General features: G+C 72.8%; 17 protein-coding genes and 1 pseudogene. 7 read left to right on the top strand and 11 right to left on the bottom strand.

Features of this window, described 5'->3' with window-relative positions:
- Positions 1-104: 104 nt before the first annotated feature.
- Entirely contained in the window at positions 105-836 is a 732-nt protein-coding gene (locus tag ACFYUZ_RS26010) for a hypothetical protein (protein ID WP_389313054.1), read from the bottom strand.
- A 695-nt stretch (positions 837-1,531) separates the two neighbouring features.
- Here ACFYUZ_RS26010 and ACFYUZ_RS26005 point away from each other — a divergent pair.
- Positions 1,532-1,741, top strand: coding sequence for a hypothetical protein (locus ACFYUZ_RS26005; protein WP_389313052.1), 210 nt, complete (start codon positions 1,532-1,534; stop codon positions 1,739-1,741).
- 30 nt (positions 1,742-1,771) lie between these two features.
- Here the strand turns inward: ACFYUZ_RS26005 and ACFYUZ_RS26000 are convergent, their stop codons facing one another.
- Positions 1,772-2,470 carry a beta-glucanase gene (locus ACFYUZ_RS26000; protein ID WP_389313186.1) on the bottom strand — a complete coding sequence of 233 codons (699 nt, stop codon included), beginning with the start codon at positions 2,468-2,470 and terminating at the stop codon, positions 1,772-1,774.
- A 211-nt stretch (positions 2,471-2,681) separates the two neighbouring features.
- Between ACFYUZ_RS26000 and ACFYUZ_RS25995 the strand changes: the two are divergent.
- Positions 2,682-3,028 (top strand): annotated as a pseudogene (locus ACFYUZ_RS25995) (alcohol dehydrogenase catalytic domain-containing protein); the annotation flags it as partial.
- Between the two features lie 65 nt (positions 3,029-3,093).
- Here the strand turns inward: ACFYUZ_RS25995 and ACFYUZ_RS25990 are convergent.
- Entirely contained in the window at positions 3,094-4,329 is a 1,236-nt protein-coding gene (locus tag ACFYUZ_RS25990; protein WP_389313050.1) for a hypothetical protein, read from the bottom strand.
- 199 nt (positions 4,330-4,528) lie between these two features.
- Here ACFYUZ_RS25990 and ACFYUZ_RS25985 point away from each other — a divergent pair, with 199 nt between their 5' ends.
- The 3 genes from ACFYUZ_RS25985 (at position 4,529) to ACFYUZ_RS25975 (ending at position 6,721) form a co-directional block, all read left to right on the top strand.
- Complete coding sequence (locus ACFYUZ_RS25985; protein ID WP_389313049.1) at positions 4,529-5,089, top strand: L,D-transpeptidase; 561 nt, start codon at positions 4,529-4,531, stop codon at positions 5,087-5,089.
- A gap of 113 nt (positions 5,090-5,202) precedes the next feature.
- Positions 5,203-5,889, top strand: coding sequence for a hypothetical protein (locus tag ACFYUZ_RS25980; RefSeq protein WP_389313047.1), 687 nt, complete (start codon positions 5,203-5,205; stop codon positions 5,887-5,889).
- A gap of 457 nt (positions 5,890-6,346) precedes the next feature.
- On the top strand, positions 6,347-6,721 hold the full coding sequence (locus tag ACFYUZ_RS25975) for a VOC family protein (RefSeq protein WP_389313046.1): 375 nt from the start codon (positions 6,347-6,349) through the stop codon (positions 6,719-6,721).
- A 126-nt stretch (positions 6,722-6,847) separates the two neighbouring features.
- On the opposite strand, the gene ACFYUZ_RS25970 is transcribed toward ACFYUZ_RS25975, so the two are convergent.
- Together ACFYUZ_RS25970 and ACFYUZ_RS25965 are read right to left on the bottom strand one after the other, a co-directional pair.
- Positions 6,848-8,197, bottom strand: a complete 1,350-nt coding sequence (locus tag ACFYUZ_RS25970; RefSeq protein ID WP_389313044.1) for an amidohydrolase family protein — start codon at positions 8,195-8,197, stop codon at positions 6,848-6,850.
- A gap of 185 nt (positions 8,198-8,382) precedes the next feature.
- Positions 8,383-9,684, bottom strand: coding sequence for an amidohydrolase family protein (locus ACFYUZ_RS25965; RefSeq protein WP_389313042.1), 1,302 nt, complete (start codon positions 9,682-9,684; stop codon positions 8,383-8,385).
- 232 nt (positions 9,685-9,916) lie between these two features.
- Between ACFYUZ_RS25965 and ACFYUZ_RS25960 the strand changes: the two genes are divergently transcribed.
- Positions 9,917-10,924 (top strand): aminoglycoside phosphotransferase family protein, encoded by a 1,008-nt coding sequence (locus tag ACFYUZ_RS25960; RefSeq protein WP_389313040.1) that lies wholly within the window; start codon positions 9,917-9,919, stop codon positions 10,922-10,924.
- A 27-nt stretch (positions 10,925-10,951) separates the two neighbouring features.
- Here ACFYUZ_RS25960 and ACFYUZ_RS25955 read toward each other — a convergent pair whose 3' ends face one another.
- The 4 genes from ACFYUZ_RS25955 to ACFYUZ_RS25940 all read right to left on the bottom strand — a co-directional run bounded on the left by ACFYUZ_RS25955 (position 10,952) and on the right by ACFYUZ_RS25940 (position 14,738).
- The gene (locus tag ACFYUZ_RS25955; protein WP_389313038.1) at positions 10,952-11,455 is read right to left on the bottom strand and encodes a DUF6328 family protein; all 504 of its coding nucleotides are present in this window, start codon (positions 11,453-11,455) and stop codon (positions 10,952-10,954) included.
- Between the two features lie 37 nt (positions 11,456-11,492).
- Positions 11,493-12,770 carry a sugar ABC transporter permease gene (locus tag ACFYUZ_RS25950; protein WP_389313037.1) on the bottom strand — a complete coding sequence of 426 codons (1,278 nt, stop codon included), beginning with the start codon at positions 12,768-12,770 and terminating at the stop codon, positions 11,493-11,495.
- The gene (locus ACFYUZ_RS25945) at positions 12,767-13,546 is read right to left on the bottom strand and encodes an ATP-binding cassette domain-containing protein (protein ID WP_389313035.1); all 780 of its coding nucleotides are present in this window, start codon (positions 13,544-13,546) and stop codon (positions 12,767-12,769) included. Before ACFYUZ_RS25945 ends, ACFYUZ_RS25950 begins: the two co-directional genes overlap by 4 nt.
- 103 nt (positions 13,547-13,649) lie before the next feature.
- Positions 13,650-14,738: a substrate-binding domain-containing protein gene (locus tag ACFYUZ_RS25940; RefSeq protein ID WP_389313033.1), complete on the bottom strand. Its 1,089-nt coding sequence runs from the start codon at positions 14,736-14,738 to the stop codon at positions 13,650-13,652.
- Positions 14,739-15,207: 469 nt separating this feature from the next.
- Between ACFYUZ_RS25940 and ACFYUZ_RS25935 the strand changes: the two genes are divergently transcribed.
- Positions 15,208-15,660: an SRPBCC family protein gene (locus ACFYUZ_RS25935; protein ID WP_389313031.1), complete on the top strand. Its 453-nt coding sequence runs from the start codon at positions 15,208-15,210 to the stop codon at positions 15,658-15,660.
- Between the two features lie 9 nt (positions 15,661-15,669).
- Here the strand turns inward: ACFYUZ_RS25935 and ACFYUZ_RS25930 are convergent, their stop codons facing one another.
- Positions 15,670-16,107: an Lrp/AsnC family transcriptional regulator gene (locus tag ACFYUZ_RS25930; RefSeq protein WP_389313184.1), complete on the bottom strand. Its 438-nt coding sequence runs from the start codon at positions 16,105-16,107 to the stop codon at positions 15,670-15,672.
- 55 nt (positions 16,108-16,162) lie between these two features.
- Positions 16,163-17,248: a tryptophan--tRNA ligase gene (gene trpS / locus ACFYUZ_RS25925; RefSeq protein WP_389313029.1), complete on the bottom strand. Its 1,086-nt coding sequence runs from the start codon at positions 17,246-17,248 to the stop codon at positions 16,163-16,165.
- Positions 17,249-17,406 lie beyond the last annotated feature (158 nt).

Below are 17,406 nucleotides of genomic sequence, written 5' to 3'. Positions count from 1 at the left end.
GCTTGTTAGGTGAGCCTAACCTATCTCCGTTCGGTGTGGAGTGCCAGGTGCCGTTCGGCGGGGAGCACCCCGCCCCGGCCGCCCGGCCGTGGTGTGAGGCGCCGTCAGGCGGACGCCTCCCACGCCGTCGTCAGGCCGTCCAGCCACGCCGGCGGCAGCTCGGCGGCGTCCCACTCCTCGTGCAGGTCCGCCGGGGACGTGGCGAGCCGTTCCAGGACGGCGACACTGGTGGGGGAGTGGATCAGGGAGTACCGGCCGTGGATCGCGATCGCGCTGCCCGGCCCGTACTCGGTGTACAGCCGCTCCAGGCGCGCACGGTGGGCCGAGGTGAACTCGGTGAGCCGGCCCGCGTACCCCGCCCGCTGACGCGAGCTCATCGTGCCGAGGAGGGCCCGCAGCACCTGCTCGGTGACCTCCGGGTCGAGATCGGAGACGTCGGCGAAGGAGAGGTAGAGCGGAGTCACCGCCACCTTGGTCCGCTCCAGCTCCGTCCGCCCGACGGGCGGACGGTCGTCCGGGGAGGCGGCCGACGGATCCGAGGCGACGGCGTGCCTCAGCGCCCGCTCGGCGACGGCGCCCAGCTCGTCGACGACGGCCCGCGCCCCGTCGAGCCAGCCGGAGGCGTACGGCTCGCCCTTCCCCTCGGGCGCGCTCCGCCCGGCCCCGCCGACCTCCTCGTACGCGAGGGCCAGCGCGCCCGCCTCGACGAACCCGATCAGCTCCTCCGCGTCACCGGACCAGACGCCCGCCCGGGCGAGCAGCTGGAGCAGCGTCCTCTTCGCATTGAGGACACTGGCCTCGTCCAGCTGCTGCCGTCCTTCTCCGGCGGTGCTCACAGGGTCCTCCTCGTCATGACGGCTGTGCGAAACGCTCAGTTCGAGCCTACGCAACACCCGGCGCGACGAGCGGGCAGCCGGGCCCGTCGAGGCGCGACGAGCCCGCCGGCCGGCTTCCCGGGCGGACCGGAGCTGTTCCGCCTCGGCCCGGACGTGGCCCACCTCGACCGCGGTTCCTTCGGCGCCCTGCCCACCCCGGTCGCCCGGGCGCACCGCGACCCGGCGGCCGAGGCGGCGGCCGACCCCGACGCCTTCTTCCCCGGCGTCCCCGGCCGCGTCGCCGAGGTCCGCCGGCGCCTCGCCGCCCCCTGGGCGCCGACCCGGACGGGATCGCCTTCGTCACCCATGCCACCGAGGCCGCCCGGCTCGCCCTCGACGCCCTGCGCCTGGACGCCGACGACGAGATCCCGGCCACCGACCACGGCTGCGGCACGGTCGTCGCGGCGGCGGCCCGCCGGGCCCGGACCGTCGCCGGCCGCCGGCTGCTCGCCGAGCTCCGTGAGCGCGGGGTCACCAACCTCGTCGACGGGGCCCACGCGCCCGGCATGCTCGCCGCCCGAAGGCCTCGGTCTGATCGCGCCCCTCGGCGCCGGTCGCGTCCACATCCACAACAGCGAACTCTTGTGCCACGGAGCCGAGTTGCCGGCCGAGATCCCCGCCCTGACCCCGCTGCCGCACACCGAGGGCCTCGCGATGTGGTCGCCGCGCCTGCCCAGGGGCCTCGCCGCACCCGGCAGGAGGCCGCAACGCTGTGCGAGGAGGTCGTCGCCCGGCCCGGCTGCCGGGTGCTGATCCGGCCGTGGCCCGACGGAGGCGACATCCGGATCTCGGGGCGGATCTACAACCGGGCCGAGGAGTACGACCGCCTCGCGGCCGGCCCACGCACACTGCTCGCGGACCGCTGAGAGGGGAGGGGTGCTTCGATCCCGGGCGGTTCAGCGTCGGTACACGCGCAGCTCCGCCACCTCGTACGACATCTCCGACGCGTCCGGGTCGGGCGCCGGGTGGTACCGGCCCGCGCAGACCGACAGGTTCACGATGAGATGGGCCCGCCAGGAGCGGCCCACGCCCCGGCGGTCGTCGAAGACGCGGGCGCCGTTGACCCACCACACGACGGACCGCGCCCCGAACTCGACCCGGAGGTCCACCCACGCCCCGGGCCGGACGGCGGGGTCCCGGAAGTAGAGGTACCGGCCCCGCACCCGGTTCGACAGCTCCAGGAGGTCCGGATTGTCGGGGTGGTACTCGAAGACGTCGACCTCCTGGCCGCCGTCGAGCCAGGTCCAGATCGCCGGCCAGGCGCCCGTCTCCTCGGGCAGGCGCACCCGGGCCTCCAGGACGTCGCCCGCCCGCACCTGGAAGCCCTCCGCGCTGCCCTCCGTCGTGAGCAGCCCGGCGTCCCAGAAGCCGTCGCTCCTGCGGGTGGCCCGGAACGTCCCCGTCCGACTGTACGAGGGGTCCTCCACCAGGTGGTCCAGCTTGTTGTCGCCGGGGTTCGTCGGCCCGCCGCCGGGATAGGCCCACGAGCGGCCCGCCACCCACTGCTCGGTGGACGAGAAGTCCGCTTCGAGGACGAGGTCGGCGGGGGCCGACACCGAACCGCCCCCACCGGAACGCCCACCGCCCCGCCGCAGCCGGTCGAAGAAGTCCTTCAGCACGGCGCCCCCCTTCCTTTCGCGCGGACCTCCGTCGGCCCACGGACAATCTGCCCAACCTTGCCCGGCACACGCGTCGAGAGCGGTCTATTGGCGACAAGTCGTCACGGACGGCGCCAAGGCCTGCCTTTCGGACCACGCCGGGCAGCGCCGCCCGCGCCGACCGCCGAGCCAACGGAAGGACAAGGCCGTGAAGGCACTCCAGTACCGCGCCGTGGGCGCCCGCCCGAGGTCGTCACCGTCCCCGGCCCGGAGCCGGGGCCCGGTCAGGTGCTCCTCCGGGCCACCGCCGCCGGTGTCTGCCACTCCGACATCCCCGTGATGAGCCGGCCCGTCGACCAGCCGCCCTTCTCGCTGCCCCTGACCCTCGGTCACGAGGGCGTCGGCACCGTCACCGCCCTCGGCCCCGGCGCCGGGGAGCTCGGCATCAGGCCGCCCGGGCTCGGCGCGCCCGGTGCCCTCGCCGAGTACATGATCGTCGACGGCCCGCGCCCCCTGGTGCCGCTCGGCGACCCCGACCCGGCGCACGCCACTCCGCGCGCGGCCTCCGCTGCCGCCGGGCCGGCCGGCTCCCCGCCGAGGAGACGGCCGGTGACGCCCGGTCAGGGGAGCTGGTCGTTCCAGCGGTAGCGGTCCGGCTGGACGTGCACCGTCATGGAGGTCTCCCGCTCTCCCCAGCCCATGTCCGACTCGCCGATCACCCAGGCCATCGCCTGGTAGGCACTCGGACGCGAGGACTTCCGGGGGCAGGCGTCGAGCGGGGTGACGGCGGACCGGCCGGCCGGGACGGTCAGCCGCACCCCGGTGCCCCAGGGCGCGGGACAGGGCGTCACGACACGGCTCCGCACCCAGGACAGCCGCGCGCGTACGGTCACGGCGCGACTGCCCGGGTTGTCGATCCGCACGGCGAACCGCAGGGTGTCGCCGCCGTCGAGGACCTGGCTGCAGGCGCTCCACGCGGCATGCTCCACCGGGCGCACCTTGCCGCAGCGGTAGTCGCCCGTCATCGGTCCGGGGGCCGCCGTGCCGGTGACCGCCGACGGCCCGACCGGCCCTCCGAGCGCGTCGGCGCCGTCCTCCGCCGCGGCGACGCCCGGCGGTGCGGCCCGCCCGGCCGACGGGCCGGTCGGCGGGTCGCCGACGGGCGGGGACGGCAGGTGGAAGACCGCCCAGGCCGCCACGACCGCCCCCAGCGCGACCACGCCCACGACCACCCGCCGACCGGCGCGACGGCGCCCCACCCCAGGACCCTCGGCACGCGCGGCGTCCCGGCCCTCGTACAGCGCCGGGGCCCGGTCCTCGCGTCGCCCCTCGTGCCCGTCCGGTGTCTGGTCCTCCTGCCCGTCCGGAGGCTGGTCCTCCTGTCGTCCCTCGCTCCGGTCCGCCTCCCGGACCCCGGACGGAGCCGGCCCCACCACCCGCCCCGGCCGCCCGACCGGCGGTTCCGTCGGAGCGGCGGGCGACGCGTCCCCGACGCCGCCGGACGGCTCCGGGGACGCCTTCGTCCCCCGTACGGCGGCCCTGCGCCTGCGCGCCTCGGTCCGCGCCTCCTCCAGCAGCCGCGCCCACCGCTCCCCCTCCTCGTCCCCGACGCCGAAGAGCTCGGCCAACGCCGCCAGCACCTCCGCGTCCGGTAACGCGGTGGCCTCCGGATCCTTGTAGCGGTTGAAGCTGGAATCGCTCAGCCCCCGCATGCCCCGGCCGGCGAAACGGGACTTGAGGCGCGCCTCGATCCGCTCCTGCGCCAGACAACCCGACCGCGTCCACGCCTCACCGATCCGGCGGGCGAGCTCCGCACGGGCCGTGCCGCCCCCCGTCGTGCCGGACGCCTCACCCATCGTCATCCCTCCGCCGTCCCACGACCGATCGAACCCGCAGGTCAGAGAAGTGAGTCGGCCCCGGGACCGGGATGAAACGACGCCGGGTGAGCCGACCCGGCGAAGGTACTGCCGCCCCCGCCGGGCCCCCGGGATTCTGATTCCGCCGAGCCGCTCGACGGCCCGGCGCTCCCACCTCTCTGACAGGAGAAGAACGATCATGCTTCGTTCCAGGACACGCGCCCTCGCCCTCGCCTCGACCGTCCTCGCCCTCGCCCTGGCCGCCCCCGCGGGCACCGCCGCCACCGCCGCGCCCCAGAGCCGGGAGGCCCGCGGCCCGGTCACGCTGGTCTTCGACAAGAACCCGAAGCACCCCACGTACTCCAAGCTCACCGCGTACCTCGGCAAGCGGGTGCTCGGCCAGTGGCGCGCCGGGTCGGGCACGACCACCGACGAGTGCCAGGTCGGCCGTCGCAACAGCGGCGGATGGCTGCCGAACGGCACGTACGCCATCTCCTCCCGTACGAGGACCTACAACGGCGACGCGATCAAGGGGTACGCGATCCGGCTCGCCGACAAGAAGTGCAAGGGGGGCGAGGGCGCCAACCGGGACGAGCTCTTCATCCACAGCCGCATGACCGTGAACGGCGCCTCGCAGTGGCGCGGCGACCGGGACTACAAGTCCCTCGGCTGCGTGAAGCTGCACCCGAACCACATCAAGGCCCTGTTCAGGACCCTCGACGCGTACGGAGAGGCGAAGACCCTCAAGGTCATCGCCTGACCTGCCCACCTCCCCGTGTCCCGGGCGCGCCGCCACCGGTCGGCGCGCCCGGGACGCGGGCGCCTGTCCGGACCGCGACGCGACGATCTCCACCGAGGCTCGTTGACCACGCCATGAAGAACGCCGACACCGGACGACGCGCCCGCCTTCTCGCCTCGACCGTCGCCGCCCTGCTGCTCGGCGTCGCGGGTGCGCCGAGCACGTACGCCGGCTCCGACGCGCAGGACTGTCCGGCGGCGGAGGTCTTCGCGACCGACAACACCGCGATCATCACGGACCCCGACGACCCGAGGCTCGACACCCGCCTCACCCGCTTCGGACACGAGGTGCGGCGGATCATCCGCGCCCACGGGGCACGCCCGGGAGGATCGGAGCTGCTGGACGGCGTCTTCTGGTCCGAGGAGCTGAAGCAGGCGACGTACGAGCGGTCCCGCGGGTTCGACGTCGAGAGGATCGGCCGCGACGGGCTCCACCACATCGCGGGCGTCATCGCCAAGCAGTACGACCAGGAGGCCGTCCTCACCTTCCGCTGCCTGCCGCGCACGTCGCCGGAGACCGACGCGGTCGAGATCGAGGTCCCCGGCGTCCGCGCGAGCGGCCTGCGGGAGGCGCTCGTCGCGGACCCGGAGGCCCGCGACAAGCTGGGCGGCGGCTCCGTCACCCTCGACGGCCGGCTCGTCCTCGTGGCTCCGGTCGACGACCTGCCGCCGGCCCGCAGGCTCACCACCTCCCTCGGCGCCGACTGGGACCAGGCACGGGTGCGGTACGGCGACCGGGAGTTCGTGACCGGTACGGAGTGAGAGGAGCCGATGCGGCCCGTGGTGCCCGCCGTCTCCCGGACGGCGATCACGGGGACGGCGGTGGGGGTGCCCCACTCGATCGACACGGAGCCGGTCGTGTCGGCGCCGCCTGGAATCGTCGTGCGATCCTCGTCTCGTGCTCGTCTTCCCTCGGTGGGGGACTCGGTGGGGGAATCGCCTGCCGACTTTCTACGGGACTGCCTGCGGGCGGCATGCGTTTCCGGTCATTTCCGGGGCCGAACCGACGGCCCGCCTTGTCCCTGCCCTCCTGATCAAGTAGCGTCGCCCGTCATGAACACCGGACCGGCGATACGCCATGCACGGACGGGCGATCCGGTGGAAGGCTGATCGCTCGGCGGGTGCGCGACAGGCACCCCGAAGGTTCGGCACGAGGGCCCCCAGTGCGTCAGCACTGCGCATCCCTTCCACGTGTCGAATCAACAGCGAGGTCATCCACATGGCAGTCACGTTCAACCACACCATCATCGCGTCCAAGGACCGCGAGGAATCCGCCCGGTTCTTCCGGGAGTTGCTGGAGATCCCCGAGGCGCCGTCCTGGGGGCCCTTCCTCAACATCCAGCTCGCCGACGGCGTCCTGCTCCAGTTCGCCGAGCCCCCGGTGGACATCCAGATGCAGCACTACGCGTTCCTGGTCGACGACGAACTGTTCGACCGGGCGTACCAGCGCCTGTGCGAGCGCGGCATCGAGCACTGGGCCGACCCGCAGATGCGGCGCCCCGGTGAGACCAACACCGAACACGGCGGGCGCGGGGTCTACTTCAAGGACCCGTCCGGGCACGCGATCGAGCTGATCACGCGCCCGTACCTGTAGGCCGGTAGAGCCGTGGAACCGTAGAGCCGTGGGCCGGGGCGTCTCCTCCGATGACGGAGGAGACGTCCGCGGGTCGACGGGCCGGGACGCGCCCGGCCCGTCGACCCGCACCCGGTGCCGCGCCCGTCAGGCGAGGAACTCCCCGTCGCGGGCCACGACCACGCCGCCGTGGACGACCATGTCCCGGCGCGGCATGTCGACGACGACCTGCGGCAGGCACTCGCCGCGCACCAGGACGAAGTCGGCCGGGGCGCCCGCCCGGAAGTCGGCGTGCGCGAGGCCCATCACGTCCGCGCCGCCGTGGGTCGCGACCCGGTAGCACTCCGACAGCTCGTCGTCGAGGCGCACGTCCGTCACCCAGCCGAGGATGTGCGCGCGGTGCATCATGTCGGCGTCGCCGAACGGGCTCCACGAGTCCCGGACGCCGTCCGAGCCGAGTCCGACCCGCACGCCGTGCTCGCGCAGCCGGGCGATCGGGAGCACCAGGGAGTCCGAGGGCGCGACCGTGGTGAGCGCGATGTCCTGCTCGCCCAAGTCCGTCGCGATGGAGCCGAGCTCACGGTCCGTCAGGCCCGGAAGGCAGAAGACGTGGCTGACCGTGACCTTGCCGGTGAGGGAGAGGGCACGGGTGCGCTCGACGATGCCGCGCATCGCCCGCATGCCCTTCTCGCCGCGGTCGTGCAGGTGGATGTCCACACCGACGCCGTGGCGGTCCGCGATGCCGAAGACGACGTCGAGCTGCTCGTCGAGGGCCTGGTCGAAGCCGATCGGGTCGATGCCGCCGATCATGTCGACGAGGCCCTCGCGCGCCGCCTTCTCCAGGAGCGCCGCCGTGCCCGGGGTGCGGATGACGCCGTGCTGCGGGAAGGCCACGATCTGGACGTCGAGGGCGTGGCGCAGCCGCTCGCGGGCCTCCGCCAGGCCTTCCACGCCGGCCAGGCCGTAGGCCGGGGCCACGTCGGCGTGGGCGCGCATGCCGCGGGTGCCGCGGGAGACGGCGTGGCTCATCAGGCCGTAGGCGCGCTCGGCGACGGGCCGTCGCTGGGCGCGGAACAGCTCGACGTCCTGCGCGACGTAGTCGGCGATGGCGGAGGCGGGCCGCCGGCTCACCCAGGAGCCGCCCCAGGTGGTCTTGTCGGGGTGGACGTGCGCGTCGACGAGGGACGGGAGGGCGATCCGGCCGCCGCCGTCGACGACCTTCGCGCCGTGCGGCGCGGGGCCGTCCGAGATCCGGCCGTCGACGACGACGAGGTCCGTGGGCCTCGCCGCGCCGAACGGGCGCACGTCGCGGAACACGACGGTCCTGTCGCGGCGGCCGGCGCGGGGGGACGTCGCGGCTCCGGTGGCGGCCGGAGCGCCTGCCGCCTGCGCGGTTCCGGTCGTGGCGGCCGCGGTGGCCGTGGCACCGGCGAGGGCGGCGGCACCGGCGAGCACGGTGCGACGGGAGAGGGCGGAGGGGGTGGACGGGGGCTGCATGGGGGCTCCTTGGGAGGGGTGGGGCGGGGAGGTCGTCGGGCGGTCCGGTGCGGTTCCCACCCCGTTGTGGGCGGTCGTTCCTCCCCCGGACTCCGTCCGGGGGACCCCCATCGCCCCAGCGGGACGATTGCCCACACGGCGGTGGGGTGGGGCGGCACCACCACGCGGGCGCCGGACCGGTGGGGTCAGAGGGGGAGGCCCGCTCGGATCACGCGGGTCGGGTGCTTGAGGAGGCTCACGTCGGCCAGGGGGTCGCCCGCCACGAGGATCGCGTCGCCCGCGTAGCCCCGGGCCAGGCGGCCCACCGTGCGGTCCGCGCCCAGCAGACGGGCGGCCCCGGTGGTCGCGGTGCGGATCGCGTCGAGCGCGGACAGCCCCGCGGCGCGCATGAGTTCGACCTCGCGGCCGATCGGGCGCACCGTGCCGCCGGACGAGTCGGTGCCGGCGGCGAGCGGGACGCCGAGTTCGTGCGCGGCGAGGACGGCCCGCTTCAGCACGGGGAGGTAGGTGCGGCCGCGTTCGGCGAGGATCGGGTTCGTGGACTCCGCGAGGCCGGCGATGGCGGTGAGGGTGGGGGTGAAGTACGTACCCCTGCGGCGCATCTCGCGCAGGGTGCGTTCGCCGACGAACGCGCCGTGTTCCAGGGAGCGGATGCCGGCCGTGACGGCGTCGTGGCAGCCCTGCTCGCTGTAGCTGTGGCACAGGACGCCCTTGCCGCGCCGCCGGGCGGCGGCGACGATCTCGGCGAGCTGCTCGTACGAGTACACCTGGGCCAGCGGGTCCTGCTCCGGCAGCCCGGCGCGCTCGTTGACGCGGGTCTTGATGACGTCGGCGCCTCGGGCGAGGTTGACCTCGACGACCCGGCGCAGCGCCTCGGCCGAGCGCACGCCCTCCTTGAGGCGGGCGAGCGGGGTGAGGTCGGGGTCGGCGAGGACGGTGTCGCCGAGGTCCGGGGTGACGAAGACGCCGGCGGCCGTCAGGCGGGGCGCGAGTGCCGGGCTGTGCCGGGCGAGTTCGCGGACGGCGATGTCCTGGTAGAAGGTGGTCGATCCGCTGCGCGCGCTGGTCGCGCCCCGGCGGACGGCTTCGCGGGCCTCGGCGGCGGTGCCGAGGTGGATGTGCGCGTCCACCAGACCCGGCAGGACCCAGTGGCCGTGGGCGTCGAGGACCTCGGCGCCCTGCGGGACGGCGACGGCGTCTTCGCGGCCCGCCGCGCGCACGGTCCCGCGCTCGATGACGACGACGGCGTTCTCGGTGACCTCGCCGGTGGCGGGGTCGAGGAGGGTGCCGCCCCGGATCACGAGGTCGCCTCCCGCCGGAGTCCCCCCGCCCCGGGCCGCGCCCGTCGAGGAGCCCACGGCTGTCGAGGAGCCCGCGGCCGTCGCCGTGCCGGCCGCGGCCACGGTGCCGGCGAGCGCGGCCGCGCCCGCGAGGACGCCCCGGCGGGTCACCGAGGGGGAGGGCGGCGGGGTGGCTTCGAGGCACATGGGAGCTCCTTGGGGGAGTGGGCCGACGGCGGCTCCCCGTTTTGTATACCAAGTTCGGGGAGGCGGACAAGGGTGAAGATCTAAGATGGAGCTTTGGACCTGGCCTGCCTTGAGTCTGGGGTTTCGTGGTCCGTGATTTTGGTATACGAATATCTCCAGGGGGTCGTTCCGCTTTCGTGCGCGCCCCGGATATTCGGGTGCGCCGGACCCTCCCGGATGGTGCAATCGCCCGATGGGACGAGTGACATCCATGACGGTCGACCGCGGGCAGTTCGCCGACGCGGTCACCCCCTGGGAGGAAGAGGGCTGGCGGGCGGAGGCCCTCGGCTGGTCGGAGCGGGAGCTCGGCCGGCACGGTCTGGAGGAGACGGGGCCCCGTGACGTCAGGGTCCGGCCCTGGTCGATCCTCGTGCGGTTCCGGACCGGAGCGGGCGAACGCGACGCGGTGTGGTTCAAGGCGAGCGCCCCCGACGCCGCCTTCGAGGCCGCCCTCGGCGGAGCGCTCGCCGACTGGGTGCCCGGACACGTCGTGACGCCGCTCGCGGTCGACGCCGAGCGCGGCTGGTCGCTCCTTCCCGACGGCGGACCCCTCTTCCGGAACGTCCTCGACGCCGGCGGCGCCGGGCCGGAGTCCTGGGCGCAGGCGCTCGGCCAGTACGCGCGGATGCAGCGGGCGCTGACCCCGTACGCGGACCGGATGACCGCCCTCGGCGTGCCCGGCGGCCGCACCGCTCAGCTGCCGGAGATCTTCGACGGCCTCGTCGAGGGCAACGCCACCCTGGACCCCGACGCCCGCCGCGCCCTCCGGGAGCGGCGTCCCCGGCTCCTCGACTGGTGCGCCGAGCTCGACGCGTACGGGATCCCGGACTCGCTCGACCACTGCGACCTGCACGACGCACAGCTCCTCGCCCCCGCCGCCGGCCGCTTCACCTTCTTCGACTGGGGCGACGCCAACGTCGCCCATCCCTTCACCAGCCTGCTGGTCCCCGCCCGCGCCGTCCGGGAGCGCCACGGCCCCGAGCACGTGGACCGGCTGCGCGACGCCTATCTGGAGCCCTGGACCGACCTGGGCCCCTCCCTGCCGGAGCTCCGCCGCGCCGCGGCGCTCGCCACGCGGCTCGCCGCGCTGGGCCGGGCGGTCTCCTGGTTCCGTCTCTTCCCGGGCACGCCGACCACGGGGTGCGCGGAGGCGAGCGCCCACTGGGTGAACGAGCTCTTCGCCGAATCGGCGGTCCTCTGAACCCGCGGTCCCCCGCCGGCCCGGCGTTCAGTCCTCCTCGGTGTGGTGGAAACGCGTCCACAGGGGCAGGGCGAACCAGCAGAGCAGGTACCAGGCCAGGACCCCGGAGACGAGCCAGGGCACGTACGAGTCGTGCGTGACCACCCGCAGGACGAGGAAGAGCGCCGATGTCAGGGTCGCCAGGAGCAGGACGAGACCGGTGAAGGTGAGGCGGGAGGCCCAGACGACCGCCTGGGGTTTGATCCGCTGCCCCGACACGACCCGGTGGAAGGCGACGGGGCCGATGAGCGCGCCCGTGGCCAGCGACCCGAGGACGATCGTGATGACGTAGATCGTCTTGTCGGTCTGCTCCAGCCCCTGGAAGTGCGGGGTGAAGGCCACGGTGAGGAGGAAGCCGAGGAGGATCTGCACGCCGGTCTGCGCCACCCGGATCTCCTGCATGAGATCCGTCCAGCGCCGGTCGGCCCGTTCCTCCTCGGTCTCGTCGCGGCCGTGACGCCGCCCGTTCCGCCGGTTCGGCTCCGCCTCCATGAGGTCTTCTGTCTCCTTTCCCGGGGAGCCCGGTGGGTCAGGCGCGCCCCGCGGCCTTCTGGCTCCGGCGGGACAGCGAGTCGACGACGACGGCGGCCAGCAGCACCGATCCGGTGATCATGAACTGAACGGCGTTGCTGACCCCCATGATGTTCATGCCCGATTGAATGGATCCGATGACCAGTGCGCCCAGAAGGGCGGACCAGACCGAGCCGCGCCCGCCGAACAGGCTCGTGCCGCCGATGACGGCCGCGGCGATGACGTTCATCAGCAGGTTGCCGCCGCCGGAGGTCTGGCTCGCGGACTGGATCTGTCCGGCCAGGAAGAGGCCGCCGACCGCCGCCATGGTCCCGGAGATCGAGAAGACGGTCATCCGGACGAACGGCACGCTGATGCCGGCCCGGCGCGCGCCCTCGATGTTCCCGCCGACGGCGAAGATCCGCCGCCCGTAGGTCGTACGGCGCAGCACGAAGTCCAGCACCACCAGCAGGATCAGGAAGATGAGGAGCGCGAGCGGCAGCCCCTGGTACCGGTTGAGGATGTACGCCGAGACGAACGCGATCGCGGCGATCACGGCCGTACGGAGCACGATCTCGGCGACCGGCCGGAACGGCACCCGGGCGACCCGGCGGCGTCTGGCGTCCAGGAGCGAGGCCGCGAGGAAGAGCCCGACGCCCACGGCCGCGGTCACGTAGGCCGCGGCGGGACTGTGGAAGATCGTCGAGTAGAGCTTGGAGACGATGCTCTCGCTCGGGATGTTGACCGTGCCGCTGCTGCCCAGGATCTGGAGCATCAGACCGTTCCAGGCGAGGTTGCCCGCGAGGGTGACCACGAAGGCGGGCACACCGACCTTCGCGAAGAAGAAGCCGTGGATGAGCCCGACGGCCGCTCCGCCCGCGATGGCGACGAGGAGCGCCAGCCACTCGTTCATGCCGTTCAGGACGTTGAGCACGGCGAAGATGGCGGCGCACAGGCCGCTGACGGAGCCGACGGAGAGGTCGATCTCGCCGAGCAGCAGGACGAAGACGATGCCGACGGCGATCATGCCGGTGCCGACGATCTGCTGACTGAGGTCGGAGAGGTTCTGCGCCGAGAGGAAGGTGCTGTCGAGGCTGCCGAACACCGTCCAGATGATGATCACGGCGATGATGACGGGCAGGGACCCCAGCTCTCCGCTGCGCACCTTGCGGCGGAACTCCCCGAGGTACCCCTTCAGGCCCTCCTCTCGGACGAGCAGCCGGGTGTCCACCGCGGGCATCGACTGGGGTGCCGGTTCCTGGGCGGAGGTGTCGCCGGGGGTGCGGTCCCGTCTCATCGTTCCTCCTCCCGCTTGCGGGCCTGGCGGCGGGTGACGGCGCTGTCGGTGGCCCCGGTGATGGCGGAGATGATCTCCTCGGTGGTCGTGGAGCGCTTGTCGAAGAGGCCGTTGTTCCGGCCGAGGCGCATGACGGCGATGCGGTCGGCGACCGCCATCACGTCCACCATGTTGTGGCTGATCAGGATGGTGCCGAGGCCGTGCTCGCGGAGCCGCTCGACCAGGTCGAGCACCTCGGCGGTCTGCTCCACGCCCAGGGCGGCCGTGGGTTCGTCCAGGATGACGATCCGCGGGTCGCCGATCAGGGAGCGGGCGATCGCGACGGTCTGGCGCTGGCCGCCCGAGAGGGAGGCGACCGGGATCCGGACGCTGGGGATGCGGATGGAGAGCGTGTCGAGCAGTTCGCGCGAGCGCTGCTCCATCCGCACCTCGTCCAGGACGCCGAAGCGGCGCAGTTCGCGGCCGAGGAAGAGATTGCCGACCACGTCGAGGTTGTCGCACAGGGCGAGGTCCTGGTACACGGTGGCGATGCCGAGGTTCTGGGCGTCGTGGGGCCGGTTGATGCTGACCGGCCGGCCCTCCCATTCGATGACGCCCTCGTCGGGTGGGTTCACCCCGGCGATCGACTTGACGGCGGTGGACTTGCCGGCGCCGTTGTCGCCGACGAGGGCGACGACCTCGCCGGCGTGGACCTCCAGATCGAAGTCCTTCAACGCCTGGACCGCGCCGAACCGTTTGGAGATCCCCCGCAGGGTGAGCACGGCTGGCTCCGGCAAGGGAACCGCCTCCTCCGCTCGCGCGAACCGCTCCGCGGCTGTTCGAAGCCGGTCGGTCGTTCGGGACCGGCTGTCCGAGGCCGGTGATTCGAGACCGGCGTCCTTATTCGAGACCGGCGTCCTTGCAGGCCGCCGCATAGGTCGGGGTGCAGATCTCCTGGACCGTGTAGAGCCCGTCCTTGACGACGGTGCCCTTGATGTTGTCCTTGTGGACCACGACCGGGTTGAGCAGCCGGGCCGCGACCTTGCGGTCGCCGTCGCTGGTGACGGTGGTGGGAACCAGGTCGGACGACAGCTTCTTGCCCTCCGCCAGGTTGACGGCCATGGTGGCCGCGATGTCGGCCTCCGGCTTGTACGGCTTCTCGACCGTGATCGTCTGGGTGCCGATCAGGATCCGCTGGATCGCGTCCAGTTGGGCGTCCTGTCCGGTCAGCGGCACGTTGATGCCGGCCGCCTTGAGGGCGGTGGCGATGCCGGCGGCCAGTCCGTCGTTGGCCGAGTAGACGCCGACGATCTTGTCCTTGCCGAGGGAACTGATGGCGCCGGACATCTGCTGGTTGGCGTTGTTCGGGTCCCAGTTGGGGGTGTCGTACTCCTTGCCGATCTTCACCTTGCCGTCGAGGACGGAGTGCGCTCCGGCCTTGAACTCGGCGGCGTTCGGGTCCGTCGGCGACCCGTTGTGCATCACGATCTCGCCGCTCTTGGCCTTGTCGCCGAGCGCGGCGAGGAGCGCCTGGCCCTGCAGCTCGCCCACCTTGTGGTTGTCGTACGAGACGTAGGCGTCGATGGGGCCCTGCGCGAGGCGGTCGTACGCCACGACCTTGACGCCCGCGTCATGGGCCTTCTGCACGGAGGACTGGATGGACTTGGCGTCCACGGCATCGAGGATGAGGACCTTGTCGCCCTTGGCGAGCGCGGTGTTGACCTGCTGCTGCTGGGTGGTGGCGCTCTCGGCGGCGTTGTAGTAGTCGATCTGGGCGTCGGGCGCCAGTTCCTTGATCTTCTGCTCGATGTAGGGCCGGTCGAACTTCTCGTACCGGGTGGTCTTGCTCTCCGGCAGCAGCAGTCCGATCCGGATGTTCCCCTGTTTCTCGCTCCCCGCGCCCAGGGCCGTCGCGCTCGTCGCCACCACTCCGAGGGAGAGGGCTGCGGCTCCGGCCAGGGCTATCGCGCTCCGCAGAGTACGGGTCATGGGAGGCTCCTTTCGTACGCCCCCTCTCCCTCACCTCGTGAGCGCGGGAACGAGGATGTACATATCGCCTATATATCGACATTAGCGTCAACCGGAGGACCGGCAAGCGGGTGAGCCTGGAGCCGGCGGGTGGCCTTTCCCTGGATAGGACGCTCGTGATGGCCTGGCGTGACCCTTGTTTATGACGATCGTCATAAAAAGATGACGCCGACCGGGCGAGGAGAAGCCGTGCGCGGGACCCCACCGAACACGCCCACGACCCTGCCCGCGCGACTCATGCGACCCCCTCCGGACCGGCCCGTCCGCCTGCCGTCATGCCCCCGCCGGAGCCGGATCCCGGCATGAGCACCGCTCCTCGGATCGAGGCTGGCGGGGCACCGACGGGAGTGGGACGATTTGTACGAAGCGACTACGGGCCCGCGTCGGCATCGGCTTCCGGCGGGGCCTCCCGTCGAACGGAGAAGGCGCCATGTCTGCCATCACCGAAACCATCGACATCTCCCGCAAGCCCGCGGAGGTCTTCTCCTACGTGACCGACCCGACGCACCTGCCCGAGTGGCAGGAGAGCGCGGTCTCGGTCCGCAAGATCGTCGACACCCCCTTGGCGGTCGGCTCCAAGGTCGCCGTCACCCGGCGGCTCGGCAAGCGGGAGTTCACCTCGACCATGCAGGTCATCGAGTGGGAGCCGCCGACGCACTGGCACGTGCACGGCATCGACGGCCCCGTGCGCGGCGACGTGCAGGGCACGATCGAGCCGCTGGAGGACGGCGAGCACTGCCGCCTGACGCTCTCCCTCGACTTCGAGGGCCACGGCGTCGGCAAGGCCCTGGTCCCCCTCGTCGTCCGCCCGCAGGTGCGAAGGGAGATGCCGAGGGACGAACTGACCCTCAAGGGCATCCTGGAGAGCGGCACGACCGGCTGACGGCGGGCGTCAGTCCGCGGAGACCGGCCGCTCGAAGAAGGTCTCCAGGGACACCGTCGCCTGCGTGCCGCTCACGCCCTCGATCGCGTACAACCGGCGCAGCACGTCCTGGAGTCGCGCCGTGGTCGCGGTGCGCACCTTCACCAGGACCGAGGAGCTGCCGGCGATGACGTGCGCCTCCTGGATCTCGGGGATCGCGGCGAACGCCGCCGCCGAGTCCCCGATCCAGGCGGACGAGTCGACCATGACGAAGGCGAGCACCTCCTGCCCGAGCGCGGCGGGATCGACGTCCACGGTGGTGCGGCGGATGACACCGCGCTCCCGCAGCTTCCGCACCCGCTCGTGCGCGGCGCCGGCCGACAGGCCGACCGCCCTGCCCAGCGCCGCGTACGCCTGCGTGGCGTCCCGCTGCAGTTCGGCGAGCAGCGCCCGGTCGATGGCGTCCACGGTCCCCTCCGTCACTCCCGGCTCCCCTCCGTCGTTCCCATGCGGGAAACATACGTCAGTAGTGACTGTTCATCGCCGTGCGCACCTCGGCGAGGGTCGCGTCCGCGACCGCCCGGGCCCGTTCGTTGCCCTCGCGCAGGACCCGGCGGAGATACGCGCGGTCCCGGGCGTACTCGGCGCGGCGGGACCGGACCGGCGCCAGGTACTCGTTGACCGACTCCGTCACGGTCCGCTTCAGCGCGGCGGCGCCCGCGGAGCCGATGTCGGCGGCGACCTCCTCCGGGGCGCGGCCCTGACAGAGGGCCGCGAGCAGCAGGAGGGACGACACCTCGGGGCGGCCGGCCGGATCGTAGGAGATGTGACGCTCGGAGTCGGTCTTCGCGCCCTTGATCAGCCGGGCCGTCTCGTCGGCGTCGGCGGCGAGCGCGATGGCGTTGCCACGGCTCTTGCTCATCTTGGCGCCGTCCGTGCCGAGCAGCAGCGGGACGCCCGACAACAGGGCGTCGGGCTCGGGGAAGACGGCGCCGTAGCGGTCGTTGAACCGGCGGGCGACGGTCCGGGTGATCTCCAGGTGCGGCAGCTGGTCCTGGCCGACGGGGACGAGGTTCGCCTTGCAGAACAGGATGTCGGCGGCCTGATGGACGGGATAGGTGAACATCAGGCCGCTGACGGCGGACTGCCGGGAGTGGGCGATCTCGTCCTTGACGGTGGGGTTGCGGTTCAGCTCGGCCACCGACACCAGGCTGAGGAAGGGCAGCAGCAGCTGGTTCAGGGCGGGGACGGCGCTGTGGGTGAAGACCGTGCTGCGCTCCGGGTCCACACCGATCGCGAGGTGGTCGAGCACCAGCTCCTCGACGTGCCCGGTCAGGTTGTCCGCCACGTCGCGGTCGGTCAGGACCTGGTAGTCCGCGATGATCACGAACAGCTCCACCCCCAGGTCCTGGAGCCGCACCCGGTTGTGCAGGGTGCCGAAGTAGTGCCCCAGGTGCAGCCGCCCGGTGGGGCGGTCGCCGGTCAGGACACGGAAGCGCCCCGGGTTCTCGTGGATCTGTCGCTCCAGGACCGCGCTGCGGGTCCGTGCGGCGGACGTGCCGAGGGCGTCGTCGGTGGTGGTGGCGTCGTCGGTGGCGAGGATGGTCATGGCGTCTCCTGGCGTGGGTCGGTGGCGCCGTCGGGACGACAGGACCCATGAGCCGGGAAACGCAGAAGGGCCGTTCGTCCGAACGGCCCGGTCGTGCGCGAGTGGTGGCCGCTCCTAGGAGGAGCGCCACCAGTTGAGGCACGACGACAGATGCATGG

Source organism: Streptomyces sp. NPDC004266 (assembly GCF_042874095.1).
Lineage (GTDB): Bacteria > Actinomycetota > Actinomycetes > Streptomycetales > Streptomycetaceae > Streptomyces.
The sequence above is the reverse complement of the archived record's forward strand: the minus strand, read 5'-3'. Positions and strand labels throughout refer to the sequence as shown.

Excerpts from the sequence above, each read along its gene's own strand:
- ACFYUZ_RS25950 (WP_389313037.1), bottom strand. The coding sequence starts at position 12,770 with ATGAGACGGGACCGCACCCCCGGCGACACCTCCGCCCAGGAACCGGCA.
- ACFYUZ_RS25940 (WP_389313033.1), bottom strand. The coding sequence starts at position 14,738 with ATGACCCGTACTCTGCGGAGCGCGATAGCCCTGGCCGGAGCCGCAGCC.
- ACFYUZ_RS25980 (WP_389313047.1), top strand. The coding sequence starts at position 5,203 with ATGAAGAACGCCGACACCGGACGACGCGCCCGCCTTCTCGCCTCGACC.
- ACFYUZ_RS25990 (WP_389313050.1), bottom strand. The coding sequence starts at position 4,329 with ATGGGTGAGGCGTCCGGCACGACGGGGGGCGGCACGGCCCGTGCGGAG.
- ACFYUZ_RS25960 (WP_389313040.1), top strand. The coding sequence starts at position 9,917 with ATGGGACGAGTGACATCCATGACGGTCGACCGCGGGCAGTTCGCCGAC.
- ACFYUZ_RS25975 (WP_389313046.1), top strand. The coding sequence starts at position 6,347 with ATGGCAGTCACGTTCAACCACACCATCATCGCGTCCAAGGACCGCGAG.
- ACFYUZ_RS25955 (WP_389313038.1), bottom strand. The coding sequence starts at position 11,455 with ATGGAGGCGGAGCCGAACCGGCGGAACGGGCGGCGTCACGGCCGCGAC.
- trpS (WP_389313029.1), bottom strand. The coding sequence starts at position 17,248 with ATGACCATCCTCGCCACCGACGACGCCACCACCACCGACGACGCCCTC.
- ACFYUZ_RS25935 (WP_389313031.1), top strand. The coding sequence starts at position 15,208 with ATGTCTGCCATCACCGAAACCATCGACATCTCCCGCAAGCCCGCGGAG.
- ACFYUZ_RS25965 (WP_389313042.1), bottom strand. The coding sequence starts at position 9,684 with ATGTGCCTCGAAGCCACCCCGCCGCCCTCCCCCTCGGTGACCCGCCGG.
- ACFYUZ_RS25985 (WP_389313049.1), top strand. The coding sequence starts at position 4,529 with ATGCTTCGTTCCAGGACACGCGCCCTCGCCCTCGCCTCGACCGTCCTC.
- ACFYUZ_RS25970 (WP_389313044.1), bottom strand. The coding sequence starts at position 8,197 with ATGCAGCCCCCGTCCACCCCCTCCGCCCTCTCCCGTCGCACCGTGCTC.